The sequence below is a fragment of the Gracilibacillus marinus genome (genome assembly GCF_042651725.1).
Lineage (GTDB): Bacteria > Bacillota > Bacilli > Bacillales > Amphibacillaceae > Gracilibacillus > Gracilibacillus marinus.
This window is the reverse complement of the sequence record NZ_JBHSDV010000001.1, coordinates 444,751-471,273: the sequence shown is the minus strand read 5'-3', so window position 1 is coordinate 471,273 and position 26,523 is coordinate 444,751. Positions and strand designations below refer to the sequence as shown.

18 protein-coding genes and 1 pseudogene are annotated in these 26,523 nt (G+C 36.9%); 4 read left to right on the top strand and 15 right to left on the bottom strand.

Annotation, left to right across the window (positions count from 1 at the left end; all coding sequences use genetic code 11):
• Positions 1-24: 24 nt before the first annotated feature.
• The 7 genes from ACFOZ1_RS02200 to ACFOZ1_RS02170 form a co-directional block, all read right to left on the bottom strand.
• Positions 25-9,783, bottom strand: a complete 9,759-nt coding sequence (locus ACFOZ1_RS02200; RefSeq protein WP_390195347.1) for a Cna B-type domain-containing protein — start codon at positions 9,781-9,783, stop codon at positions 25-27.
• Between the two features lie 541 nt (positions 9,784-10,324).
• Positions 10,325-12,376: a beta-galactosidase gene (locus tag ACFOZ1_RS02195; protein ID WP_390195345.1), complete on the bottom strand. Its 2,052-nt coding sequence runs from the start codon at positions 12,374-12,376 to the stop codon at positions 10,325-10,327.
• A gap of 21 nt (positions 12,377-12,397) precedes the next feature.
• Positions 12,398-13,450 carry a glycoside hydrolase family 53 protein gene (locus ACFOZ1_RS02190; RefSeq protein WP_390195343.1) on the bottom strand — a complete coding sequence of 351 codons (1,053 nt, stop codon included), beginning with the start codon at positions 13,448-13,450 and terminating at the stop codon, positions 12,398-12,400.
• 23 nt (positions 13,451-13,473) lie between these two features.
• Positions 13,474-14,316 carry a sugar ABC transporter permease gene (locus ACFOZ1_RS02185; RefSeq protein ID WP_390195341.1) on the bottom strand — a complete coding sequence of 281 codons (843 nt, stop codon included), beginning with the start codon at positions 14,314-14,316 and terminating at the stop codon, positions 13,474-13,476.
• Entirely contained in the window at positions 14,316-15,563 is a 1,248-nt protein-coding gene (locus ACFOZ1_RS02180) for a carbohydrate ABC transporter permease (RefSeq protein ID WP_390198019.1), read from the bottom strand. Before ACFOZ1_RS02180 ends, ACFOZ1_RS02185 begins: the two co-directional genes overlap by 1 nt.
• 144 nt (positions 15,564-15,707) lie before the next feature.
• A complete protein-coding gene (locus ACFOZ1_RS02175) occupies positions 15,708-16,994 on the bottom strand; it encodes a sugar ABC transporter substrate-binding protein (RefSeq protein ID WP_390195339.1) in 1,287 nt (428 codons plus the stop codon).
• Between the two features lie 124 nt (positions 16,995-17,118).
• Entirely contained in the window at positions 17,119-17,955 is an 837-nt protein-coding gene (locus tag ACFOZ1_RS02170) for an AraC family transcriptional regulator (RefSeq protein WP_390195337.1), read from the bottom strand.
• A 527-nt stretch (positions 17,956-18,482) separates the two neighbouring features.
• Between ACFOZ1_RS02170 and ACFOZ1_RS02165 the strand changes: the two genes are divergently transcribed.
• A complete protein-coding gene (locus ACFOZ1_RS02165) occupies positions 18,483-18,737 on the top strand; it encodes a helix-turn-helix domain-containing protein (RefSeq protein WP_390195335.1) in 255 nt (84 codons plus the stop codon).
• Positions 18,738-18,773: 36 nt separating this feature from the next.
• Here ACFOZ1_RS02165 and paiA read toward each other — a convergent pair whose 3' ends face one another.
• The 4 genes and pseudogenes from paiA to ACFOZ1_RS02145 form a co-directional block, all read right to left on the bottom strand.
• Entirely contained in the window at positions 18,774-19,292 is a 519-nt protein-coding gene (paiA, locus tag ACFOZ1_RS02160) for a spermidine/spermine N(1)-acetyltransferase (RefSeq protein ID WP_390195333.1), read from the bottom strand.
• Between the two features lie 14 nt (positions 19,293-19,306).
• Complete coding sequence (locus ACFOZ1_RS02155) at positions 19,307-19,762, bottom strand: MarR family winged helix-turn-helix transcriptional regulator (protein WP_390195331.1); 456 nt, start codon at positions 19,760-19,762, stop codon at positions 19,307-19,309.
• Positions 19,763-19,991: 229 nt separating this feature from the next.
• Positions 19,992-20,327: pseudogene (locus ACFOZ1_RS02150) on the bottom strand (nuclear transport factor 2 family protein).
• A complete protein-coding gene (locus ACFOZ1_RS02145; RefSeq protein WP_390195329.1) occupies positions 20,320-21,048 on the bottom strand; it encodes a class I SAM-dependent methyltransferase in 729 nt (242 codons plus the stop codon). The pseudogene ACFOZ1_RS02150 and the gene ACFOZ1_RS02145 overlap by 8 nt, the downstream one beginning before the upstream one ends.
• A gap of 136 nt (positions 21,049-21,184) precedes the next feature.
• Between ACFOZ1_RS02145 and ACFOZ1_RS02140 the strand changes: the two genes are divergently transcribed.
• Both ACFOZ1_RS02140 and ACFOZ1_RS02135 read left to right on the top strand, forming a co-directional pair.
• Positions 21,185-21,463 (top strand): helix-turn-helix domain-containing protein, encoded by a 279-nt coding sequence (locus ACFOZ1_RS02140; RefSeq protein WP_390195327.1) that lies wholly within the window; start codon positions 21,185-21,187, stop codon positions 21,461-21,463.
• Positions 21,464-21,568: 105 nt separating this feature from the next.
• On the top strand, positions 21,569-22,063 hold the full coding sequence (locus ACFOZ1_RS02135) for a competence protein ComK (RefSeq protein WP_390195326.1): 495 nt from the start codon (positions 21,569-21,571) through the stop codon (positions 22,061-22,063).
• Between the two features lies 1 nt (position 22,064).
• Here the strand turns inward: ACFOZ1_RS02135 and ACFOZ1_RS02130 are convergent, their stop codons facing one another.
• Entirely contained in the window at positions 22,065-22,526 is a 462-nt protein-coding gene (locus ACFOZ1_RS02130; RefSeq protein ID WP_390195324.1) for an ASCH domain-containing protein, read from the bottom strand.
• A 295-nt stretch (positions 22,527-22,821) separates the two neighbouring features.
• Here ACFOZ1_RS02130 and ACFOZ1_RS02125 point away from each other — a divergent pair, with 295 nt between their 5' ends.
• Complete coding sequence (locus ACFOZ1_RS02125; protein ID WP_390195322.1) at positions 22,822-23,298, top strand: CarD family transcriptional regulator; 477 nt, start codon at positions 22,822-22,824, stop codon at positions 23,296-23,298.
• Positions 23,299-23,727: 429 nt separating this feature from the next.
• Here the strand turns inward: ACFOZ1_RS02125 and ACFOZ1_RS02120 are convergent, their stop codons facing one another.
• The 3 genes from ACFOZ1_RS02120 to ACFOZ1_RS02110 form a co-directional block, all read right to left on the bottom strand.
• A complete protein-coding gene (locus tag ACFOZ1_RS02120) occupies positions 23,728-23,931 on the bottom strand; it encodes a cold-shock protein (RefSeq protein ID WP_390195320.1) in 204 nt (67 codons plus the stop codon).
• Positions 23,932-24,180: 249 nt separating this feature from the next.
• The gene (locus tag ACFOZ1_RS02115) at positions 24,181-24,600 is read right to left on the bottom strand and encodes an OsmC family protein (protein WP_390195318.1); all 420 of its coding nucleotides are present in this window, start codon (positions 24,598-24,600) and stop codon (positions 24,181-24,183) included.
• An 18-nt stretch (positions 24,601-24,618) separates the two neighbouring features.
• Complete coding sequence (locus ACFOZ1_RS02110) at positions 24,619-26,160, bottom strand: AbgT family transporter (protein WP_390195316.1); 1,542 nt, start codon at positions 26,158-26,160, stop codon at positions 24,619-24,621.
• Positions 26,161-26,523: the final 363 nt, after the last annotated feature.

The following is a 26,523-nucleotide window of genomic DNA, read 5'->3' as shown; positions in this document are numbered from 1 at the left end:
ACTATAGGGTACGTTATTTAATAATTATGCATTTCTTTTGCGATACACTAATAATAATACAAAACCTATTAGAATCGCACTACCACCAACTAATAGCATATTAAATATGTTCGTTGCGGTATTTGGTAATGGACCATCATCATTTGGTGACTGTTCATCAGATGACACAGGAGTTTCTTGTACATCTTCTCCTATCCATGTGTTCGTAATATGATAACCCTCCACTGATGATTCATATCCTTCTACTTCTTTCTCTTGGATGGTGTATACATAAACTACACCTTCTTCATCAAATTTAGGTAAATCATCAAAACTAAATTTCCAATCATCATGACTTGTAACTTTCTTCGTTTGATATTCTACACCATTCTGATAAAGTACTACTTCGATATATTCTGGACGATTTGCTTCAGAATCATTTTTCCAAGTTTTCTGTCCAGAAACATCCGTTGTACCTATTCTTAAATTGGTTATATCTAAGCCATTAATAATTGTTTGATATCCTTCTACCGGTTTTTCCTCAACAGTATACGTTATCGCACGACCTTCTTCGTCATAAGCTTCTAAATCTTCAAATGTGTAAGTCCAATTATCCTTCGCAGTAATTTCTTTTGTTAAGAATGGCTTACCATTTTGTAACAACATAATAGTTATAGAATCTGGGCGATCTGGTGAATTATCGTCTAACCAAGCTTTTGTAACCTCAATCGAAGTCTTTGCTGTTCTTGTATTTGTAATATCATAACCATTCACTTCTGATTGATAACCTGGTACAGCGTGTTCTTTCACAGTATAATGATAACGGACACCATTCTCATCAAATGCATCCAAATCACTAAAATGATACTGCCAATTCGTATCTGCTGTGACTTCTATCGTGTCAACAACCACACTATTTTGTAAAAGGTTTACTTTAATTACTTTTGGACGACTATCTGCATTGTCATCCAACCATGTCTTCGTTCCTACAACCTCTGTTTTTCCTACTCTTACATTCGTGATGTCATATCCGTCAATTGTTGTTTCATACCCTTCCACAGCTTCTTCCTCTACTGTGTACGTGTATGCTACACCATTGTCGTTATATTGAGGTATATCCGTGAAACGATACTTCCAATCATCTGTCGCTTTTACTTTTGTCGAATCAATACGTTCTCCATTTTGAAGTAAATAGACAGTGATTTCTTCTGGACGATCTTCTGCATTATTATCTAACCATGTCTTCGTTCCGGCAATTTCTACTGTACCAACTCGTAAATTCGTAATATCATAGCCTTTTACAGTAGCTTGATACCCTTCTATTGCTTTTTCTTCTACAGTGTATTGATAAGCTACACCTTCTGCATCAAATGCTTCTAGATTAGTAAAGCTGTACACCCAGTTAGATTCAGCTGTCACTGTAGTCGAATCAATGCGTTCTCCATTTTGAAGTAAGTACACAGTGATTTCTTTCGGACGGTCTTCTGCATTGTCATCCAACCATGTCTTCGTTCCTACAACCTCTGTTTTTCCTACTCTTACATTCGTGATGTCATATCCGTCAATTGTAGATTCATATCCGTCAACAGATAGTTCTTGTATCGTGTACGTGTATTCTTCCCCTAATTCATTGTACTTCGGTAAAGAGTCGAATGTAGTTTGCCAATCATTCTCTTCTGAGAGTTGGTCATCCTTAATCCATACACCATCTCTATATAATTGTACAGTTATCTGGGATGGACGTGCTTCATCCGTACCATCTAACCATGTTTTTGTAACGTCTACAGAAGTAGTTCCTGATCGCACATTCGTAATATCATATCCGCCAATCTTCGGCGTGTATCCTTCTACAGGCTCTTCACTTACTGTATACGTATAAGAGATACCTTTTTCATCATATTTCTCTAAATTCTCGAATTGGTACTTCCAATCGTCTTCTGCTGTTACCTCAACAGTATCGATGACTGTTCCATTTTGCAATAATTGTACGGTAATTACTTTTGGTCGTTCTTCAGACTCATCATCTAACCAATTCTTCGTTCCCGAAACTTCCGTCTTACCAATACGAGTATTCGTAATATTAAAGCCATCAATTGTCGTTTTGTATCCATCTACTGGCTCTTCTTTTACAGAATACGTATACGCAATACCATCTTCATCATATGCTTCTAAATCTGTAAATGTATATTGCCAATTGTCTTCTGCTTTTAGATTCTCTTCATCAATTTTCGTACCATTTTGGTAAAGGTACACTGTTACAAAATCAGGACGATCACTCGTACCTTCATCCTGCCAACCTTTTGTTACAGTAATACCACGCTTCTCTGATCTTGTATTCGTAATATCAAAAGCCTTCACGTCTGATTGGTAACCAGGCACTTCTTGCTCTGCTACTGTATACACATACGGTACACCTTGGTCATCATATTTCGGCAACTCTGTAAAACTAAAGTTCCCATCACCTGTTGCACTAATTGTTTCCGTATCAATGACCACATTGTCTTGTAGCAAGTTGATTGTGATACCATCAGTTGGACGATCTGATGCATCCTCATCCTTCCATGTCTTCATTCCAGTTACTTCTGTCACTCCAACACGTAGATTCGTTATTTCATAACCTGTCTCTTGATCACCAGTAATAGATTTCAGTGCATATCCTTCTGGCACTTCTTTTTCTTTTACAGTGTACGCATAAGGAATGCCATTTTCATCGTATAAGTCGAGTTGATCAAATGTATGTTTCCATCCATCCTCTGCATCAATCGTTTGTTCTTTATACCACTCACCATTTCGATGCAATTCCACTGTGATGGACTCTGGGCGTGCATCTGTATCTCCATTATCCAACCACGCTTTTTGTACGTCTACTGATGTTTGCTGTACATTTGTCAAGATATACCCATCTGTCATGTTCCCTGTAGTAGCTGCCAAACGATACCCAGTTGGTGTCACTTCATCAACTGTATACTTATAAGCTACCCCTTGATCATCAAATGCTTCTAAATCTTTGAAAGTGTGTTTCCATTCCCCATCATCATTCGCAGAAACTAAGAATCTATCAATTGGTTCTGTTGAATTATCACTTCTGTAAAGCTCTATTTCAATTTCTTCTGGGCGAGTATCATCTGCATTGTTATTGTCATTCCATTGTTTCGTAACAGAAACAGATGTCTTACCTGTACGGATATTCGTAATCTGTACATCATTATCCGTATCTGATACAACCGTACGATACCCTTCCACTGGTAATTCTCGTACTTCATATGTGTACGGCTTACCCTCATCATCATAGACTTCTAGATTATCAAAAGTATATTCCCATCCGTTATCTGCTCGAATAACTTTTGTACGATATGCATTAGATGTATCATCACTTCTGTATAATTCTACCGTAATTTGGTCTGGTCGTTTGTTGGTTGCATTATTGTCATCCATCCAAACTTTGTCTACATGAATCGATGTTTGCTCTGAGCGAATATTAGTAATGTCATAACCATCCACCACTTTTTTATAACCCGCAACAGGTGTTTCATCAATCGTGTATTGATATAAGACACCCTCATCGTCATATTGTGGTAAATCAGTAAATTCATAGGACCAATTGTCATCTGCATCTACATCTTGTGTTAAATATTCGTTCCCATTTTGTTTTAAAATTACTTCAATTTGATTTGGTCGATCCGCTGTACTTTGTTCATCTTTCCACGTTTTTGTTCCTGAAATATTAATCTTACCTGTTCTCGTGTTAGTGATGTCATAACCATTCACTGCTTTATCGTAACCAGACACATCCACTTCATCAATAATATACGTGTATTTGTTCCCATTATCATCAAATTCCGGTAAGTTATTGAACTCATACTCCCAATTATCCGATGCTTTTACAGTTTTTTCTTGTAAGAAAACATCGTCACCTTCTCTAGTAAGTTGAACTGTGATTTCTGTTGGACGTTCTTCAGAATTATCATCTAACCACGTCTTCTTACCTGAAACAGCAATCGTATTACTTCTTGTATTCGTAATTGTGAATGATTGGTTTTCTGCTGTTTCTACAACCTCTGTTGCATAACCAGGCACATTCTCTTCTTCCACTCGATAATCAATTAGATGACCATTTTCATCAAATTTTTCTAAATTTGCGAATGTATAGGCCCAATTGCCATCCGTATCTGGTTCAATTACTTGTGTGTCAAAAGCTTCTGTATCATCATTTTTGAAAAGTTGCACTGTAATACTTTCAGGTCGAGCTTCTGTTTCTGGATTGTCTTTCCATTCCTTCGTTACAGCAATGGATGTTTTTTCACTTCTTACATTGGTGATTTGGAATCCTTCTTCTGTTTCCTCTATACCTTGTAGCTGATAACCTGCTACATCTGATTCTTCTACTGAATAGGTATATGCAACACCCGAATTATTGTATAGTGGCATATCTTCAAATGTGTATGACCAATTGTTAGCTTTAGTTAATGCTTCACTACGAACTTCTTGGCCATTTCTCAAAAGCGTTACAGATATAGACACAGGTCGTGCTGTATCATTCTCATCTAACCACGCTTTTTCTATCTTGATATCTTTGTTTTCAGCTCGTGTGTTTGTAATGTTGTATCCATTGACTTTCGCTTCATATCCAGTCGGAACATTAGATTCAGCAATAGAGTACGTATATCTGTTTCCATCATTATCTACTTGCTCTAAATCAGTAAATGTATGTGCCCATTCGTTACTTGTTGCATCACCACTTAAATCAAGCGATTCAACCGTCTCAACTGTGCCACTTCCTACTTGTCTGCGTAATTCAATTGTTACTTCACCTGGTCTAGTACCTTCCGCATCATCATTATCATTCCATGTTTTTGTAATTGGAATATCAATGAGTTTAAAATTCTCTACTGTTACCGTTTGTTCATGAGCTGTGTTGGCTAAATTAATTTGGAAAGATACATTTTGAGCACCAGTTGGTAATTGGTATCCGTCTAATGTCTTTATTTCTTCTAGATGATACGTTCCTGGTGTAAGATCAGTAACTTCGAATTCACCATTTTCATTTGTTATGAATGGTCCACCTGAATACGTAGCACCATTTACTAAAGAGTCAGAAACTAAATTAAATTCTACACCTTGAAGACTCTCGCTTGTATCTCCATCTACTTTTGTTACTTTTACAGAGCCTTTGATGATTGTATTCGTCATTTCTCTTGTGAAAGTTTCCGTTACTATACTTGTATCATCTATCGTGAATGGTAACGTAAATCCATCTCCATCAATAGAATAACCGAACGGCGCTTGCGTTTCTTGAAGCTTATACTCTCCTCTGGATAAGCCTGTAATCGTAATTTGCCCAAATGCATCTGTTGTTAGATTTTGATAACCATTTATCGGCATTTCACTTGATGCATCAACTACTTGATACACTGCACCTTGTAATAATTTATCTGTTTCTTCATCTTTTTTCGTCAATACTACTTTGCCGTATGGTGCATTTCCGATAGAACCTGTTACAAGCGTTCCATTCGCTACATCGTCAATAGTTACTTCGACTGTAATAGGAACGGAATTTAAAATATAACCAGTTGGCGCGTTGATTTCTCTAATCTCATACGTACCTGGTTTTAAATCTTCAAATACAGCTTTACCAGTACTATCCGTCGTTTTCACTTGAGTAGGAATCGTATAGTCACTTCCGACATATGTGAGTTCTAATTCTGCACCTGCTAAAAATTTACTCGGTAATTCTGTGTCATATTTTGTGATTTCGATATTTGTTGACTTGACTTCATTACGGAATTTTTCATTTACATCAATCGTCTCAACCGTATCACTTTTCGCAATAGTAAAAGGAATACTAGGTTGATCTGCAGGTAAATGATACCCATGAGGTGGCGTCACTTCTTTGACCGTGTAATCCCCAGGTTGCAATTCTTTTGTGACTGCATAACCGTCAGCATCAGAAGTCAGCGTGTCTACACGTTCTCCCGTACTATTAAAAACATGGAAAACCGTACCCGCTAAACCATTACCAGTTTCTATGTCTACTTTTTGTACTCTGGCTTTTCCAGGAACTAATTGATTGTCAACAGTCACCTGTATTGGCTCACGTTCTTTTTCTCCAATACTTACCTGAATTTTTTCTGTATTAAGCTGATAAAATTCTGGTGCTTTTGTTTCTTCTAAATAATACGTACCTTCACTTGGTAAATTCTCAAATGAAAGTTCACCACTTCCATCTGTTGTAGCAGTTCCCATTACATTATTATCTGCATCATACAACGTGAATTCTGCACCTGCTAATAGAATGTTCTCATCTACATCATCCGTTTTTAATAAATCAATCTGATACACAGGTTTGTAATTATCTACTGTTAAAATAGTTTTACTTTCTTCACTTCCTGCGACATATTCTTTATTGATTGTGATGGTTTGCTCTTCATTTGGTGTAACATATCCAGTTGGAATTCCACTTTCACGTAAAATGTATTCTCCAAAAAGTAAGCGTCCAAAATCAATCTGTCCAGTTGAATCTGTTGTCGCAGTTTTTAACAATTTACCATTATGTGCATCAATTAATTCAAATTCTGCACCTGCTAACTTAGATTCAGGCACACCATACGTTGAATCAATCTTATCGATGACTAGATAACCCGCTTGACCTGTCGCACCACCTGATGATAATTGTCGAATGGTCACATTACTTGTATCCTCAGTAGTATCATTAGCAACGATGTTACCACCTGTTATCTTATAATCATTGGATACACTTTCGTTATGACCTGCAAAAAATAGTGTCGAATACTCCACTACAAATGCATCATTGATTTGGTTGTACCACACTACTTGAAAACTACGGTTATCTGGACCAAATGTAATTTCATATTCACTATTTGGAACTTCTTCACCTTTTGTTACATCACCATTACCATCTACAATTCCCTCAAAGACATGTATAGAATCCTTCAAATAATCTTGATTATCAGAAATGGAATCTTCTAAGACTAAATTATCAATTAATTGCTGCCCAGGGTTCACATCAATCTTCCAATGTACTTGTTTTCCATCTTGAACCCCTGACTTATCTGCATATCTATCCGCTTTCGCTATCCCTACATTTGCTTCAATAGATTCTAAGTTAGTAGAACCATCTTTAATTGTTGCAGCATTCTTATAATTAATCGCAACATCAACTAATCCTGCTAGACTAGTCTTATACTCAATTTTGTATGCTTGATTTGTTTCACCAATGGTTACATTTAGTGAATTCGTATTCGTGTTAACACTCGCCACACTAGGATCGAGTGCATCTCCTTCTGTCATGCTCCCATCTGCATCAATAGTTAATGGTGTCACAACGACAGAGTCTTCTACAATTTTCTGATTGCCTAATGGTGTATCTTCAATAATCAAATTTCCGATTTGATTTTCACGGTAATTCGTATAAATAGTCCATGTAATCTCTCTTGAACTTGGATCATAGGAACCACTTTTCCAATGATTGTTCTTTGTCTTGTCATTTAATTCGGTGTTTACCGTAATATCTTTCGTAATCGATCCATCTTCACCCTCAGGCGTCCATGTTATTGCAGCTGTATTTGTAGGTCGTTGATTTGGAACCTCATCTGCTACAAAAATCGTTTGATAGTCGATAATGATTTTCTTGTCTGTTGTAAAATCATTTGGAAAAGCAATAGTAAAAGGATTACCTTCCGTTAAAGTAAAATCATGATATGCTTGACCATCGATTGTCACTGAGATAGAATTTGCATCTAACGCCAATCCCGCGCCTAATGTATCTTCAACCTTAATTTTCTCCATCGGATACTCATCATGGTTTATCTCAATGCGCCAGTCAATTGTTTTTTCGGCATAATTGATTGTACCAACTGATTTGGACCCGTAATATGCCCCAATTTGTGTACCTGTTCCTGTTTGGTACTCTCCAAATCCAGCTGTATTACTTACGTCAAAACTATCTAAAACACGTCCTGTCACTTTTGTTTGATACGTAATTTTGTATGGTTTATCTGTTGTGATGCCAGTTATCTCAAACTGGTCCTCCCCTTTCACAACTTCAGCACCATTAGGAAGTCCTGTCGTTCCTGTTTCCGAAGCATTCCCATTCTCATCAATGGTCATTTCTTTAAAAACGACACTACTTTCAACTAATTCAAGCTTTCCTGTTGGTGTCCATGCGTCTTTTAACGTAACATCTGTTAAACTTTTTTGATTGTAATTAAACTCAATTTCCCATTCTATGATCCCTGTTTTAGGGTCATAGCTTTTCGCAGCTTTCTTTTTAATTGGATCGCCACGATTAATCGTAACCGTTGCACCTGTATTCAGCTCATCCAAACCGTCTGCTGTTAAGCTTGCTTGATTAACAAATTGAGTAACATCTTCGTCTGTCACTGTTGTTACATATTCGATGCGATATGGATCATCAATATCACCTAGTGGAATCGATAAAGTACCATTTTCAAAAGTTGCATTAGAAACAGGAATTTCTTCTAGATCACCAATGATATTCCCATCGATATTGGCCTTAAGCTTCGTTACCTTAAGGCTTCCTTCTTTAAACGTCGTGCCTTCAGGAAGTAAATCCGTAATCGTTGCATTTGTTAAATCATTTTTCTCTTTATTAATAATTACTTCCCAGTTTATTTCATTTGCATTATAAGATTTATTAGGTGCCCCTTTTTTTTCAATGGTTGTTTGTTTTTGGTCATAGATAATCGGAATTCGCAATTGATCCTCATCACCAATCGGTTCAATAATTGCTTCTCCATCTTCTACTTCTACATTTTCCTTATCTAACATGGAAACAATTTGTAACCAACCAGTTACATTACTATTGTTCATCACATAATCTGTAAATGTTAATGTCACTTGTTTATCTGTTGAAATCGTATAATTTGCCACTACATTATCAAGGCTGTCTTTTAATTCTCCTGTCATTTCTTGGAGAATTGCTATGGCATTTGGCAATGTAAATGTAACCTGGTCTCCCACTTTATATGTGTGGCCATCTTTCAATTGCCAAGCTAACTTTAAATAAAACTCATCGGATGGATCTAATAATTGATCTTGAGTAAATGCATTTCCATTAAGATCTGTTAGTTGATCTAAAGTTAATTGGAATCCATCGTCTACCGCTGTTGCTGCTTGTTGCATATTGAATGAATTAGTTTCTGTTGTTGCGTTTGTCTCTTCTTTTACGGGTTGCTCTTCCTGCGTTAATGGTTGCTCCGTGTCTGTTGTAGTTGGCGCATCTGCTTGAGTATCATCCGTCTGTGGTTGTTGTTTAGTATCAGTTGGTGTCTCCTCAGCAGGCAACTGCTCCTCTTCTGTTACAATGGGAGCTTCCTCTGTGACGACTTCCTCAGTACTCTCTATCACAACCGCTTTAACCTGGAAGCTACCATTTGCATCAGGATATGTTGCTATTTCTTCTGTCAATTCAACAGTAACTATCCCATCTGTTGTTGCAAGATACGTACCGACTTCTTCTTCCTCAAACGTTAATACTCCAGCCTGTTCTGTATCAACACTTAAATTAGAAGGTACCGTAAAACTCTCCGTACTGCCTGCTTCCATCTCTAAATCAGCAATCGACCAATCGACAAGAATAGTCGCATTGGTTCCAGCTACCGCATCATCTTGCAGCATATTCCCCTCATCGTTCACTACTGCGATATTTGTGAAAACACTTGGTTGATCACTATTTGTTATCGCCTGTATTGGAATCAATAAGGAACTAGAGATTGTTTGAAAAAGCAACAATGCCATTAATAACACACTTACATTCTTTTTCACTGCTTCATTCCGCTCCTCTCCTATTGTCTTTATCTCAAAAATAAAAACCACACAAAAATAAATCACATCATTTCTATTTAATGTGACATATTGTGTTATACGTGATAAAAATAACGATTACTCTATGTTGTCTCGCGCTGTTTATCTCAGTGATGTATGTATGATTATTGCGTATCATTATTTATACGATGTTATTTTCATCACTAAGTACTTATATTAATAGACAACTCTTAACAATTTCTAAAATAATTACAGCACTCAAATACGAGTGTTAGTTATTAAGAACTAAATTATCAGAATATTCAATTAATAAAACGCATACTTAAAAAAATAAGTTAATCCAACAACCCCACATAACAATTCAAATAACCACACTGGAATTATCTGAGCCACGCAGGAATTCCTCCAGCCACACTGGAATTATCCGCACCACGCAGGAATTCCACACACTCACGCAAGAAATCCCACTCCCCAAAAAAAACAAAAAAAATAACAAAACCCATCCAAAAAGAACAGGTCTTGTTACTCCTTTAATAAAATATCACTTCTTCAACACACGAACCCCATAGCCTTCCACAACAACAGACTTCCCAACTTCCTCATCATTCAATAAATCTTCATACACTGCATCCACCAACTGAACTTCCTTCTCCTGATCAGAGAAATTCATCAAGAATACAAATTCATTCTCTCCGTCCGTTCTCACTTGCACACTCACATCTTTCGGTAACTGCCCATCAACTGCTTTCTTCAATCCAAGTTCTTCTGCTAACTTACCAAAAAACGCCTGATGAAACGCCTTATCATTTCTAGAAGCAATGTAATATGCTTTTCCTTCACCAAAATGATTAACAGTTAATGCTGCTCTACCTGCATAAAAATCTGAAGTGTATTCTGCTAGCACTTCTGCACCTTCTACATGAATTAAGTCGCATAATTCTCTTGCTTCAAAAGCACCCTCTAATCCAAATGAATTCTCACCAACTGCTTGAATTCCATTTCTTTCACTATCATATAATCCATCGATTTCTTCAGACCAAATACCTAAAGTTTTACGTAATGGACCGGGGAATCCACCTAAGAAACATAAATCATTTTCATCGACAATACCTGACCAATATGTCGCTACAAATGTTCCACCATTTTTGACAAATTGCTCAATTTTTGCTCCAACACCTGGGCGTACCATGTACAACATTGGCGCAACAAGTACTTTATATTTAGAAATATCTTTGTCCATGTCAATTACGTCCACACTGATTCCTTGTTCCCAGAATGCTTGGTAGTGTTCTCTGACTGTTCGTTCATAATACACGCCAGCATTTCTAGGCCCTTGTGCATCTTTTACAGCCCATCTATTTTCTGTATCAAAAATAACTGCAACTTCTGCATCTACAGTAGATCCAACTACTTGATCTAATTTACTAAGACCTTCGCCTAGCTCTTTCACTTCCTCAAAAACTCTTGTATGCTCATGACCTGCATGATCGACTACCGCTCCGTGGAACTTCTCACTGGACCCACGACTTTTGCGCCATTGGAAATATTGAACAGAATCAGAACCATGTGCAACTGCTTGTAATGAAGAAAGCATATGCATGCCAGGTTTTTTCAATTTACTAATAGATTGCCAGTTAGTCAAACTCGGCGTACTTTCCATTAGCAAAAATGGTTTGCCGTCTTTCAATGCACGGAACCAGTCATGATTCATCGCTGTCCATGCCGCTAATGCTGATTCATCTTGTTCATCATGCCATGTCGGGTAGGAATCCCATGAAACAATATCTAAATCATCCGCAAACTTTGCATAATTTAATCCTTCAAATGCTTCCATAAAATTCGCCGTTGCAGGTAAATCTGGATTTGCTGCTTTCAGTGGTTTGATTTCATGACGATAAAAATCTAGCGTCTGATCTGTAACAAATCGTTTCCAATCTAAATTCTGTCCGTGCACCATTGTTTCCCCATGAGGTGCTGGTGATTCCACTTGTGACCAACTAGTATACGTATGACTCCAAAAAGTCGTCCACCATGCGTCATTCAATGCGTCTAATGTCTTATATTTGTTCTTCACCCAATCACGAAATGCATCTTGGCAATAAGAACAATGACACTCGCCACCATATTCATTCGAGATATGCCACCCAATCACTGCTGGATGATTAGCATAACGTTCTGCAAGCTTTGTATTCATTTGCTTCGTTTTTTCACGATACACAGGTGATGTGAAGCAATGATTATGTCGCATTCCATGCAAATTACGGACACGATTCGCTCCAACACGAAGCACTTCCGGATATTTCTCCGACATCCATGTAGGTCTAGCGCCTGTTGGTGTCGCTAAAAATGCATAGATTCCATTTTGGTGAAAGGTATCTAATAATCGATCCATCCACTCAAAATTATACGTGCCTTCCTCAGGCTCTAACTTCGCCCATGAGAAGATGCCAACAGACATGACATTACAGTTCGCAAGCTTCATTAAACGAATATCGTCTTCTAATACTTCTGGATACTTCTCCCATTGTTCAGGATTATAATCCGCACCGTGAAGCATTTTTGGGATGTTGTTACTTACTGGGTTGAATTTCATAGATTGTCACCATGCTTTCTTTTATATTTTTTTGAATGCATCTAAACCTTCTAATTTATTACCTTCGTAATCAAACAATGTTAAATGTGACCAATTATTTTCGTGTCCGACAGACCATTCTTCTTTCGACGGAATCCAACAAGGTTCCCAATAATAGATTCCATGCCCTAAATTATTTGGCACATTTTTCACAGTAGCCATCAACTTAGTCAAATATTCCTTCTGCCCAACAGGTGTCGCTGGATATCCTTGAACAAGATTCTCACGGATATCTGGCGCTTCATCTACTTGTGGGATTTCATCAGGAATGGTCCACGGATACGCTACCTCTACCACATTTATTTTCTTCTGATATCGATTCGCTATATCGATTAAATTGTGTTCAAAGTCTTCATATGGCCCGTGCCACCATGGATAATAAGATAGTCCAATCACATCATAAGTAAGATTACTTTCTTCAATATGATCATAAAATTTTCGAGATCCTTCATTATCTCCACCACGATCAATATGAATCATTGTCTCCACTTTATCTGAAACAGCTCTTACTCCTTCTAGACCTGCTTGAACAAGTGCCAGAATACTGTCCCATTCTTCTATCTTCTTTCCATTTTCTTCTTTATAAATCTTTCCTTCTTCCCAAAGCATGCCGTTCGTTATTTCATTACCTATTTGGACCATGTCAGGTAGTACATCTTCCTTATCAAAAGCAAGCAATACATCCTCTGTATAGCTACGTACTTCTGCAACTAATGCATCAAAAGATAATGCTTCCCATGCCTTAGGTTTTATTTGCTTGCCAGGGTCTGCCCAATAATCCGAATAATGAAAATCTAGTAAAAAATGCATGTTATGTTTTTTTACCCTTTTCGCCATTTGAATCGTTCTATTTAAATCACAGTATCCCCCTGAAGGTGTGTGCCATAAACGAAGCCTAACTGCGTTTACCCCTGAACGATGCAACAATTCAATGACATCGACAGGCTTTCCGTCTTCGTAATAAATGCCGCCTTCTGTCTCCACTTCGTCAACAAACGACAAATCGACACCTTTTATAAAATCTATCTCTCTCATACTCTATCCTCCGTGTACCTCCATTAACCTTTCGTTCCACCTGCTGTTAAGCCAGAGATTAAGAAGCGTTGTAAGAACAAATAAACAATCGCAACAGGAATGGCTATAAGAATCGAACCAGCAGCAAATCGTGTGAAGTTATTGGAAAATTGATCATTAATGAAATTGAATAGTCCTAATGCAATCGTGTAGTTTTCGGGACTATTTAAAATAATCGATGGTAAAATGAAATCAAATAATGGTGTCATAAAGTTAAACAATGCGACAACTGCTAGAATTGGTTTTGCTAATGGAAGCACAATTCTTAGAAATACAGTAAAGTGTCCCGCACCGTCCATATATGCTGCCTCATCTAATTCTTTCGGAATCGTATCTAAGTAACCTTTTACTAACCATGCATTAAACGGTATTTGTCCACCAATATAAATCAGGATTAAACCTGTTAAAGAATCTAGCAATCCAATTAAATGTAGGAAAATATATAATGCTACCATTGCCATCATGACAGGGAACATTTGCAAGATTAGGAATGTATATAACCCGGACTGTCTCCCTACGAATTTGTATCTAGAAAAAGCATACGCAACAAAAGATGTCATAATCACAGAGAAGAACGCTGCACAAGTAGAAACAATCATACTGTTCTTGTACCACAGTAAATAATCACTTCTCGGGTCTGTAAATAACCATTTATAGTGTTCTAATGACCAATTCTCTGGAATGATAGATGAGGAATACAAACTATTCCCAGGATTTAAAGACATTCCAATTGCCCATACAAGAGGATACAGAATAATCACAGCCATGAATGCAAAAATCGTGTATATTCCAGCTAATTCTAGTTTTGATTTTGTTTTTGGATTCATTAAATATTCCCCTCCTCTTTAAATGAGCTTGTACGTCTGAATTGGAAAATGGCAAAGACAGACACAATCAATCCGATAATAAGTGAAATTGCTGCCGCCATACTGTAATTGTTTGTCTCGAATGTCAGCTTATACACCCATGAAATTAAAATATCTGTTCCTCCAGCATTCTGTCCTTGCACTGCAGGTCCACCTTCATTAAATAGATAAATAATGTTAAAGTTATTAAAATTCGTCGTATATTGAATGATAAGTAATGGCGCTGTCGCAAATAAAACATGTGGCAATGTAATATGTCTGAATTTTTGCCAACGCGTTGCCCCATCCACTTCTGCCGCTTCATACCATTCTGAAGAAATACTTTGCAATACCCCAGAAAATAATGCGAAAATAAATGGATACCCTAGCCATGTTTGAATCATGATAAGCGCAATTTTGGTGTAAACAGGATTGGTTAACCACGGTAATCCTTCTCCACCTACGAGTGGAATAATAATATCACGGTTGATTGCACCGAATTGATCATTGAACATCGCTGCAAAGATTAAGATAGACACAAATCCAGGTACAGCCCATGGCAAGATAAGAATGGTACGAATCGTTTTCTTAAACTTTACACGTGGATCATTCACTAATACCGCCAAAAATAGTCCAACAACAATTTGAAACGATGTTGCGACAAGTGTCCAAACTATCGTCCATGTAAATACACTTAAGAACGTATTTTTCCATAAATCAACGGTAACTAATTTCCCAAAGTTACTAAAGCCTACCCACTCTACTAAATTCCTCGGTGGGGAGTTATATAAGTCATAATTCGTAAATGCTAAAGCAATCGCAAATAATAGCGGGAAAACAACTGTAAAGACTAATAAAATCAGTCCAGGTGCTGTCATAATATAAGGGAATGCCTTATCATAGCCATTTCGAAGTGCTTGGCTGAATGTAGGCGGCTCCCAACCCGTATTTAATTTCATTGCTTGCTTACGTGCATCGATTACATTAAATACATAGAATGTAATTGCAAAAACTAGAATTAATATTGCAACGATTCCGTATACGAGTAAAAAGATAGAATGGTCAACACCTGGTATCGTTCCTAGTGTTGTGATTCCCCATAATCCTAAATGTAGAAAATCAAAAGTCGTTATGATAAAGGCAATCTCCAAAAGAATGAAAGAAATTCCCTTCACATAGCGCTTGTTATAGATTTGTCCCAGTCCTGCAAGTAGAATAGACAATACCATTGCTACTGTAGGATTTAATTTTTTTTGATTTTCTTTTCTATTTGTATTTATATCTTCGTTGTGGGCCACCTGAACCACCTCTTTCATCTGAAAAGTAATGATATAGAGAGTGGAAAAGAAATCATTCTCTTCCACTCCAACATGTTATTGTCCTGCAGACGCTGCAATCTTGTCTTTAATAGATTGAACGGTGTCTTTCACTGCACTTTCGACATCTGATCCATTGTTAATTAATTCAATTGCAATATCCATATCCCATACTGGATTCATTTCTGGAATATTCGGCATCAATGTACCATGTGGCACTTGCTCAGTATATCCTGCATAAATTGGATCTTCTACAGCATCTAAGATTTCTGGACGTGGTGGTAATTCACCTGTCACGTCATAGTACAATTGAGAATTCTCATCATTTGTCATGAATTTAGCCAAATCCGCTGCCCATTCCGGTGATTCACTAAAGTAAGAAACTAACCATGATTTCACACCAGAGAATGATGGTGCGATTTCTCCATTCATTTTTGGAAGTGGAGCTGTTGCTAAATCGTCACCTAATGCTTCTTTATAAATTGGCATATTCCATGGTCCACTCACTACCATTCCAACTTTTCCTTCTTTAAATAACCCATCAAGTACATCTACTGTTAATGTTTTTGGTAACACACCAGCATCAATAAACTCTTTGTATTTCTTTAACCCTTCAATAGAACCTTCATTATCTAAACCAATATCTGTTGCATCATACACGCCATCTTCTTGACCGAATACATATCCGCCATACGCATTCATGAATGAGTATAAGTAATAGAATTCAGGTGAAACCAAGAATCCATATTGGTCTTTGCTTGCATCTGTCAATTCTTTTGACATTGCTAACACATCATCGATTGTTTCAGGAACCTCATCAATTAAACTCTTATTGTAAAAAGTGAAGTATGTTTCAATTGCAACAGGCGCACCATAAATTCCACCTTCATACGTGAATGCTTCCATTGCAACATCTGTAAATTGACCTTTTTCTTCATCTGTATACTCAATTGGTACAGCTAAACCTTGTGCAACAATATCTCCTAAGCTATCTTGTGGCTGGAAGAATAAATCTGGTCCATCACCAGTAGGTCCTGCTAGAGCTAACTCTTGCACTTGATCAGGAATTGCTACCCTTTTGTATTCAATTTCAATACCTGTTTCTTCTGTATACTTGTCAAACATCTGTGTTGCCACATCTTCTGCAATATCTTCATCATTAACCCAAACAACTAATTTCTCTGGCTTGTCCGCTTCCTCTGCACCTTCTGTTTCCGTATTACCTTCTTCTCCACCATTATTTGTAGCCTCCTCCGCACCTTCACGCTCTGGCGCACATGCTGCAAGGAACAATGCAAGTGACATCATTAATACTAAACCCCATAAAGTTTTGTTTTTACCCAACTTCATGACCTCCTTAATAAATTAATTTTATTATCTCTACACACTTTATTATAAAGCGTTTTCAGATTCATGAATATATCAAATTCTTCTAAGTTACTTTCAAAAAACGAAACCTGCATCATAATTAATGCAGGTTTCGATATGTAGTAGGCGTCATACCCTCACGTTTTTTGAATGTAGAAACAAAATGACTCAATCCATTAAATCCAACTTGTTTCGCTATTTCCTTTAAAGACAACTCAGGATTTGTAATCAAAATTCGCTTCGCCTCCCGAATTCTCAATTGCACAAGAAATGAGTACGGACTAATGCCGAATGTATCATGAAACATCGAATTTAAATGCTGTGAACTAACTTGTGCCTTTTCTGAAATCTCAAGTAACCCAATATCTTGTGGATAAACTTGCTCCAACCACTCCACAACAAACCGAATCTTCTCATAAGATTGAAGAATAGATAATTTGTCATTCATCTGCCCATATTTCTTCAATCGTACTAAAAACTGGTACAAATCTGCTGAAATTTCATGTGCAATGTGATGTGGTGTGTCATTATTCTCTAATTTCCCAAGCATCTTCTCCATTTGATAAGAAAAAGAAATCTTATCTGTCTCTTCATAAAATGCAGAATAATTCATGTCAAGTGCATTCAATATCGGATCAATCGCCGCTCCAGTAAATGTAATATAGTAAGTCTCCCACCTCACGTCACTATCATGATCAGAGTAATATGCATGTGGTGTATATGGTGTTAATAATATACCTTTTCCAACAGGTAAAGGGAACGTCTGCCCCTGAAGTTCAATCACACCCTCCCCACGAACCGTCTGCAGCCAATGATAATAGGGATACCCCTCCGGACGCTTGAAATCCAATTCCTGCGGGTTGTACCCCATACTTTCAATATATAACGGCAAAGGATTCTCAGAAATAGAAAAAGTGAATCGTTTCTTTTCATTCATACAACCACTCATTTCTTAAAAAGTATCTCCATCTATTATATGAGATAATAGACATATATAAAAGGAATTATTTAATGAGACAATAGCGACACAGGGATTTCTCCAGCCACACTGGGATTATCCGCACCACGCAGGGATTCTTCCAACCACACTGGAATTATCCACACCACGCAGGAATTCCTCCAACCACGCAGGAATCCCAACAATTCGAATTTAATAAATTGCAATTCATTAAATAATTAATGATGGAATTTAATTAACTACAACATGGGCGTGCTTGGAATTCCTGCGTCCTATACTTATTCCCTGCATGGCTCATGGATTCCCTGCGTCGCACCAATATTCCCTGCGTCCCTCACACATTCCCTGCATCGCTCAAATTATCTTTGCGTCGCACCAATATTCCCTGCGTCAAACAAAAAAATAATTAAATCATTTAACAAAATCCAACATATAAGTTATAATCAAACTACACAAGTTACCTCTACAAACAAAATTTAAAAATATATATTTAAAAAGGAGTTAACATGAACGATTCAGAAAGAAAAGCATATCTAAAAGCTGTCGGTTCCTATTGTAAAGAACAACGAATCAAACAAGATGTTACACTAGCAGACCTAGCGTATATTGCAGATGTTAGTGAAGATTATATTGAGAGGTTCGAAAATGGCGAGATTGATATGCCTTTAGATAAAGTTGTTCTATTAACTCATTTCTTGAACATACCATTCGAAAAATTAAGTGAAATACATTTAGAAATCATCGAAAATAAGAAAAAATAAAGGACGAGCGTACACATCTATGTACCCTCGTCCTTTTCAATCCAATCTCTTCGTCATAATATAATCTGTCTGCTCGTCATCCCCCATATAGAAAGAATGCGCACCTGTTTGTACAAATCCAAGCTTCTTATAAAAAGCAAGTGCATTTTCATTATGCTCCCATACACCTAGCCATATCATTTTTTTATTCTGCTCCATCGCCACTCCAATCGCATGATCTATCAAAAATTTGCCCAAACCCATTTTTTGATAACGACTTCGAATATAAATCCGCTCAATTTCCAGTGATTCCGCCTCCATCTTTTCTGTCTGCGCTTCACCAGTATTCACTTTCAAATATCCTGCCACTTCTCCATTCACATAAACAAAAAAGAATTGCGACAAATCATTCTCCAATTCCGCTTCCAACTTGGCCAAATTATATGCTTTCTCTAGATAATCCTTCATATTCTCAGCTGAATTATGTGCTTCAAATGTCTCATTAAATGTCTCCACACTGATGTCTTGAAGTAATTGCACATCATCCACCGTGCATTTTCTTAATACAAATGGCATAACCAAAATCCCCCTTAATAATTTCTTTTATTTCCTTTTCTTACAAAATCCCAGTCTTTCTCCACATTCCTTCGCACTCTTTGGAGCAAATAAAATAGTGCCTCTTCTTCCTCTTCACTCAATCCATCTAATGCCATCTTATTCGAATACTCATTTTCTCTTTTGATAAATGGATAGACGCTTTTACCTTTATCTGTCGGAAAAAGTTTCTTTATCTTTTTATTATGCTGGTCTTCTCGCTTTTCGATAAAGCCATTCATCTCTAATTTCTTAATTGCACGAGCTGCTGTCGTTCGATCTACTTTGATCATTTCTGCTAATTTTTCTTGAATAATGCCTTCATTTTCACATATCCGCACAATATATAGGTACTGGCCTTTTGTTAGATTACATTCTTTGAATTCTACATTACTGATTGAATCCAGTGCTCTAGCAATCATCCCAATTTCACGTAGTGTTTCATTTTTCATCTTACATCACCTCACTTTTGTTGCAAATACAACAAAATTACCTCAAAAATATAACTCATTTTTATTGTAATTGCAATAAAAGTGAGTTTAGAATTCAATTTATGTTAACAAATTCAAGAAAAAACAACTTACAATTGCTTCATATTTCATCCGCACCAATCGATATAGCTTCTTTCGTCCTTGCATTGTTCTTTACCTTATAACACCCCTACCTCTTCACAACAGTCCCCTAATGGAAAAACAATTGCCATCTCCCATCAATATATTTCCAAATCGAACTTCTCAATGTGTTCTGTTGTCGATCCGCATCTCTTACCAGATATGTTGTCAGAACTGCCTCTCATGAAATCGAATGCATCTCAAAATCATATAGCGATAAGTCTCTAACACCAATTCCATCTTCTACTAAACAATCCTTTTTGTAAGTTACCCCACCTGAACTTCCAAATTCAAAAAAATCATCTGCCAACAATTGGTCAAGTTCCTCCACTGATGTACGTACTTCTGATTTTAGATGACTCTCTTCAAGTCCCTTCAACTGCATTTTTAGTATTTTTTCATCCATTGTGTTTTCTCTCCTTCTCATTCACCGCCCTCACAATAAGAAAATGCGGATTCCTCATCAAATAATGGTAAGCCTTCTCATCCACTTCCCTCATCACTTCCTGTGGCTTCGGCTCAATTAATTGTTCCAATCGAAAAAAACTCGTTGTTTCTTGAATGATTTGTTGCAATGGCCTTCTGTAGAAACTCACATCAATCGTAATTGTTGGTTTATGCCATGTCTCTTTTAATAGCGTCGTCTCAAAATAATTCTCACACTCAAATCGAGTAAAGTCCATAAAAGGGTGATGCACCGAAAACAAGAAAATCCCGCCAGGTTTAAGCACGCGCTGAAATTCTTGAAATGTTTGTGTCCAATTTTCAAGATAATGTAGTGTTAAGGAACTAATAATCACATCAAAAGAATCCTCTTCAAATGGCAAAGTGTCTTGCATATCATGACAGAGAAATGTGCCTTTTCCTGCTAGACGCTCTCTTGCCACTTCGATCATACGAGGACTACTATCCACACCAGTTACAACAGCCCCTTGTTTCACGCACTCAGCAGCATACCATCCAGCTGCACACCCTGCATCCAGTACCCTCTTTCCTTTTATAGAGCAAGATAACGCCTCCATCATTGCGGGACGTTCATAATATGCATTATATGGACTTCCATTATCAACATCATTTTGATAAGTAGATACTAACTGATCGTAAATTTCTCTCGTCGTATCAGACATTACCATTCCTCCATTCAACTATTCCCCACAAAAATAACCTTATTTCCATTATATTTTACAAAAAACTTATCAATATGAACTATAGTTCGTGTTATATTCGTAAAATTTCATGCATAATGGAGAGGAGGTCTAAAAAATGAACCCAAATGAACAAGCAAAATTTCTAGAACATGTTGGCGAATACTTCAGACAACAACGAATGGACAAAGGATATACGCAAAATGACATTGCATATTTAGTAAACAAAAGTATTCGTTGGGTACAGAAATTTGAAAAAGGACAAATCGATATCACTTTATCCTTATTCATTCAAGTATCACATTTCTTGGATGTTCCACAAAGCACAGTAATGGAATATTTCCAACATTTCGCTTACGAAGAGTATACCGCTCGTACCAAAGTATTAAAAAATTAAAAGAAAAAATAACACATCATACTACTGAGGAGAAGCGGCACAAAACCCTTCTCCTCAACCTATACCTACCTCCATCCCCTATATAGAAAGGACTGTTACTAGCCAATGTACCTGATCACACCACATACACTGGCATTACTACCACACTATTCAATTGACCATCAAACAAAAGTCTTAGAAACAAATCAAAGCATACTATGTAAAGAACCCCCACTTCAACTGATCAAGCTAAATTGTCTAATAGGCGGTTCTTCTTATGACGGACGGAAAGAAGCGATGACGTATCATTTTGGCTTCAAGCAACGCATTCCGATTGCAATATTCCCGCAACAAAACTTATATTTCTTCCCAACCAAATCACCTGAAGCACCTGACTGCATCTGGCTCTCCTTAGCAAATATTCGATTCATCAAACGACACGAGAATAAAACAAACGTTCAATTTCATAACGGATATATACTCACATTGGAACAATCCTTATATACTGTCAGGAAACAACATGAGCGAGCGGGAATGTGTAAATTGATGTATGAGATGGGAATGATGAGGAATCAAACAGAGTTGTATGCAGAGAAAGGTGTCTCAACATACAACTACTGATTTAAATACTATACACCACTTCAAAATCTTCAAATACTACAGGCATGTCTTCAGAGAATTCATAACCTAACATCTTACCTTCTTCTTTGTAAAACCTTATGTGTCCATTACGCCATGAATCAAGCGTATCATCTTCCCCTTCTCGCTTACATATATCATAGGTCATTTCAGAAAAGGGTAAAATTGTTACAGCTGTTGTTTCAATCACACAACGCGGATTTCCTTCCCAATCTGTAACAATGCTTAAGTCGCCTACTTCAGGCAAACGTTCCCCTTCGATTTCATAACTCCACAAACTACTAGCTGTTGCCTTTTTTTGACCGATTAGCACGAGATGTAAGAGGTCATTCGCTAGTTTTTCAGTTAGTTCGAAATGGAAAGCTTCTAGGTATGTGGTGGATTTGGGTCTGTTTGTTTCAGTTAGGAAGGTATTCCAGAAATTTGTTAGTTTTTGATTAGACATAATTGTACCTCCTTTTTGTTCGTGAATGAGTATCAATTATTAATGTTCTAGATTTCCCAAAATTCCTTATTAAGTTAAGGCTTTTATGCTTTAATTGTAGATTATTTGAGTGCAAAAGCAAGTTATACTCGATAAAAATTTCTGCGTTTCCGCTTTGCTAATCCGACACGATTCTATTGCCTTTGATTTTTTAATTATTCAAGATAAAATTGTTGACTAATAAAGTGAAATTATGATATTATTAAAAATTTGATTAAAAACAGCATCCATGTTAAGGTTAAAGAGGTTACAATATATGGAGGTGGATTATTTGTTTCAAATTGGCGAAAACATCATTTATCCAATGCACGGAGCAGGTATAATTAAAGCCATAGAAGAAAAGGAATTTTCAGGCAAAAAACAACAGTATTATATTATAAAAATGGTCATTGGTAATATGCAAGTCATGATTCCTACAGGTAAAATATCGAGTGCAAATATACGACCTGTTACTGACATTATTGCATTAAAACAAATCATGCACATTTTTCAGCATGGAGAATCAGATAGATTACTGCCATGGAAACAAAGGTATAAAGTGAATACAGACAAAATAAAAACTGGCAAAATAAAAGAATGCGCTGAAGTTGTGCGTGACTTAATGCGTATAAAGGAAGAAGCGAAACTGAATACCAGTGAAAAAGAAATGTTAGATACCGCACATGAATTATTGATTAGTGAACTGGGATGCATTAAAGGGATTACGGATAATCAAATAAAAAGTTTCTGTTAAAGTTAATGTAAGATACTATTTTATATCTCCCGAAAACACCCACAATTCTTTTGAAACATATTCATGAATACTAGTAAATCTTTTCAAGCATAGACAACTTCTCCAACTCACCAATAGAACATTCACTTCTTTTTTTATTTCTACAATTTAATTTCTTTATTATTTAAAGTTTCATCTAATAACTCGATAAAATGATCACTTGATATTTGTCATACTCACACGGATGTGGTGACAAGTATTGTAGGTCTTTCATTGTTGTAAGTATTCCATTTATTATTTTAGCGACTCGTTCTAACAGTATAATAAGGAACAGCACATAACTCAAAGCAAAAAGGGATTTCCAAATCAGGAAATCCCTTTTTTTCGCTATAAAAGAGTGCAAAAAAACAAGCTCTACGCAGAGAGCTTGTTTGTATAGTTGATTTAGAATTAAGAAGCTTTTTGAACGTTAGCTGCTTGCTCTCCACGAGCACCTTGCTCAACGTCAAATGTTACTTTTTGTCCTTCTTCTAATGATTTAAAGCCTTCACTTTGGATTGCTGAGAAGTGTACGAATACGTCGTCTCCATTTTCACGTTCGATAAATCCAAAACCTTTGTCTGCATTAAACCATTTAACTGTACCTTGTTCCATATTTGTTGCCTCCTAGTGCGTTCCCACACATGTATTACTACCCTTGCTCAAAGTATCATCAAGATGAAAGATGATATTCATACTATCCTTTACACCGAACAAAAATAATTAATCTTAACTATATCATGGTTTGTAATGAATTGCAAGTTGTTTTTAACGAATAGCATATATGTAGTGGCACAATCTATTATCTTTTTACGAATTAAAACATTTATGAAGCTATCGCAAACAACGATAGCTCCACACTACTTATTGTGCTACTTCTTCCCCGTTCAACACCAATTTATAAGAAATATCTGCACTTAATGAATCAGAGACAGAACAATACTTTTCCTCACCTAAGCGAATCGCTCGCCATACTTTCTTACTATCTACCTCACCATCTACCGTGAATGTCACAACAATATTTGTGAATCCTTTCGGTGGTTCTTCCTTACGTATGCCTTCTGTTTCTATATCAATCTTAGTAATTTTATCTAAATGCGGACGTAGAATCATCGTTACATCAATTCCGATACAGCCAGCAAGTGCACTTAAAAGCATTTCCGTAGGCGTAGCACCTTTTCCTAATCCTCCGTATGCTTCTGTTGCATCCATATTTACTTCATATCCAGAATCACCTTTTGCAGTAAAAGCTCTTCCGCCTGTCCATGTTGTGGTTACTTTCATTATTCACTCATCCTTTTCTTAGTAAGTTAAGCTTGTATCTGGTCCTACAGGTATACCTAGTAAGAACCAAATTATAAAGAAGATCGTCCAAATGACGAGTATTGCAATCGCGTGTGGGAGCATTAACGAAACAACCGTCCCTACCCCATTTTCTTTCCCATAACGTTGAGCAAAAGCGACGACTAATGGGAAAAATGGCATCAATGGTGAAATGATATTTGTCGACGCATCACCCACTCTGTATGCGACCTGTGTAACTTCAGGAGAAATCCCCATTTGCATAAACATCGGAACAAATATTGGCGCCATAATTGCCCACTTCGCCGTATCTGCTGCGATAAATATATTAATAAATGTTGTAATCACGATAAATGCAACAAGTAGAAAAACACCATCAAGATGGATTGCTTCTAACACACCCGCACCTTTCACAGCAATAATCGTTCCTAAGTTTGTATAATTGAAAAGTGCCACAAACTGCGCCGCAAAAAAGATCAATACAATAAATCCAGCCATTGTTTCTAATGAAGATGCCATTAAATTGGCGACATCCTTATCACTTCGAACCGTTTTGGTAATCATACCATAAACAATCCCTGGAACTAGAAAAATAAGCATCATGATAAATATGATACTACTCATAAATGGTGAAGAAGCAAGACTTCCACCTTCCCCACGTAATGGCGCATTCTCAGGGATCACTAATAGAGCGAGTGCGATCATTGTTAGTAAAATAGAAATATTTGCCCATCGTAAGCCCTTTTTCTCGAGTGGTGTAATGCTTGTCTGCTTTGCACTTGCGCCATCTGTCGGAAAATATTGGCCTAATTTGGGTTCGACCAATTTATCTGTAATCAGCGTTCCAATTACTACAATTAAGAAAGTAGATGCGAACATAAAAAACCAGTTGTCTGTAGGATGAACGACATAATCTACATTCAATATTCGGGCAGCCTCTGTCGTGATCCCTGCTAGTATTGGATCATTTGTTCCAATGATTAAATTAGCAGAATACCCCCCAGACACCCCAGCGAATGCAGCAGATAGACCTGCTAGCGGATGGCGTTTGAAACCTAAGAAGATGATTGCACCTAATGGTATTAATACGACATACCCAACAGAAGCTGCGACATTGGATAGTACCCCCATCAATACAACGATTGGCGTTACCCATTTTTTCGGAGCTTTGGACACCGTATTTGTCATAATCGCACTTATATAACCACTTTTTTCTGCCACTCCCACACCTAGCATCGCGACCAATACTGGACCAAGCGCGACAAAGGATGTGAAGTTATTTACAACACTAGAAAAAATATGTGCAATTCCTTCTGATGTCAACAAACTGATTGCTTCCACAGTAAGCATTTCTGTTTCCATCGTCTCGTTGTTGACTCCTCTAAATGAAACAGAAACACCCATAATATATAAAATGTGAGATAAAATAATAACTGCTAAAGTAAATAGGACAAATATCGTCACTGGATGTGGTAGTTTGTTCCCGATAACCTCTATTTTATCTAGTAACTTTACTGTGTTGAATTTTTGTTTCTTAGTCATCGTATGCCTCCTCGTGTGTTGGATGATGTTGAATCTACTTGTTGGACTTATTTTTAACCTGGATAATTTTTCGAAAAATGCTCTTTGATTTTTAGGTATGTATCATTTCGAGTTTCGAACGATTCTCACAGGACTAAAATAAAAAAACACATAATACCAAGTATACATATAATATTAATAAAGTATAATAGATTGCTTGCTCTTAATTATATTTTTTTATTTTCTTACATTTCACTGTAGTAAGAAGAATAGATTGATAATAGTCATTCTTTTCAGTTGGATGTATTTCGCAAGTTAAAAGTGTCTCTTAGGCATTTTTGGGGATGATTCCTAATAATGCGTAAGAGCTATTTCTGCATTATC

Excerpts from the sequence above, each read along its gene's own strand:
- ACFOZ1_RS02115 (WP_390195318.1), bottom strand. The coding sequence starts at position 24,600 with ATGAAAGTAACCACAACATGGACAGGCGGAAGAGCTTTTACTGCAAAA.
- ACFOZ1_RS02180 (WP_390198019.1), bottom strand. The coding sequence starts at position 15,563 with ATGGTATTGTCTATTCTACTTGCAGGACTGGGACAAATCTATAACAAG.
- paiA (WP_390195333.1), bottom strand. The coding sequence starts at position 19,292 with ATGCCATTTGTATTAAGAAAATGCACGGTGGATGATGTGCAATTACTT.
- ACFOZ1_RS02190 (WP_390195343.1), bottom strand. The coding sequence starts at position 13,450 with ATGAGAGAGATAGATTTTATAAAAGGTGTCGATTTGTCGTTTGTTGAC.
- ACFOZ1_RS02170 (WP_390195337.1), bottom strand. The coding sequence starts at position 17,955 with ATGAATGAAAAGAAACGATTCACTTTTTCTATTTCTGAGAATCCTTTG.
- ACFOZ1_RS02140 (WP_390195327.1), top strand. The coding sequence starts at position 21,185 with ATGAACCCAAATGAACAAGCAAAATTTCTAGAACATGTTGGCGAATAC.
- ACFOZ1_RS02185 (WP_390195341.1), bottom strand. The coding sequence starts at position 14,316 with ATGAATCCAAAAACAAAATCAAAACTAGAATTAGCTGGAATATACACG.
- ACFOZ1_RS02155 (WP_390195331.1), bottom strand. The coding sequence starts at position 19,762 with ATGAAAAATGAAACACTACGTGAAATTGGGATGATTGCTAGAGCACTG.
- ACFOZ1_RS02130 (WP_390195324.1), bottom strand. The coding sequence starts at position 22,526 with ATGTCTAATCAAAAACTAACAAATTTCTGGAATACCTTCCTAACTGAA.
- ACFOZ1_RS02120 (WP_390195320.1), bottom strand. The coding sequence starts at position 23,931 with ATGGAACAAGGTACAGTTAAATGGTTTAATGCAGACAAAGGTTTTGGA.
- ACFOZ1_RS02165 (WP_390195335.1), top strand. The coding sequence starts at position 18,483 with ATGAACGATTCAGAAAGAAAAGCATATCTAAAAGCTGTCGGTTCCTAT.
- ACFOZ1_RS02145 (WP_390195329.1), bottom strand. The coding sequence starts at position 21,048 with ATGTCTGATACGACGAGAGAAATTTACGATCAGTTAGTATCTACTTAT.
- ACFOZ1_RS02195 (WP_390195345.1), bottom strand. The coding sequence starts at position 12,376 with ATGAAATTCAACCCAGTAAGTAACAACATCCCAAAAATGCTTCACGGT.
- ACFOZ1_RS02125 (WP_390195322.1), top strand. The coding sequence starts at position 22,822 with ATGGAGGTGGATTATTTGTTTCAAATTGGCGAAAACATCATTTATCCA.
- ACFOZ1_RS02110 (WP_390195316.1), bottom strand. The coding sequence starts at position 26,160 with ATGACTAAGAAACAAAAATTCAACACAGTAAAGTTACTAGATAAAATA.
- ACFOZ1_RS02135 (WP_390195326.1), top strand. The coding sequence starts at position 21,569 with ATGTACCTGATCACACCACATACACTGGCATTACTACCACACTATTCA.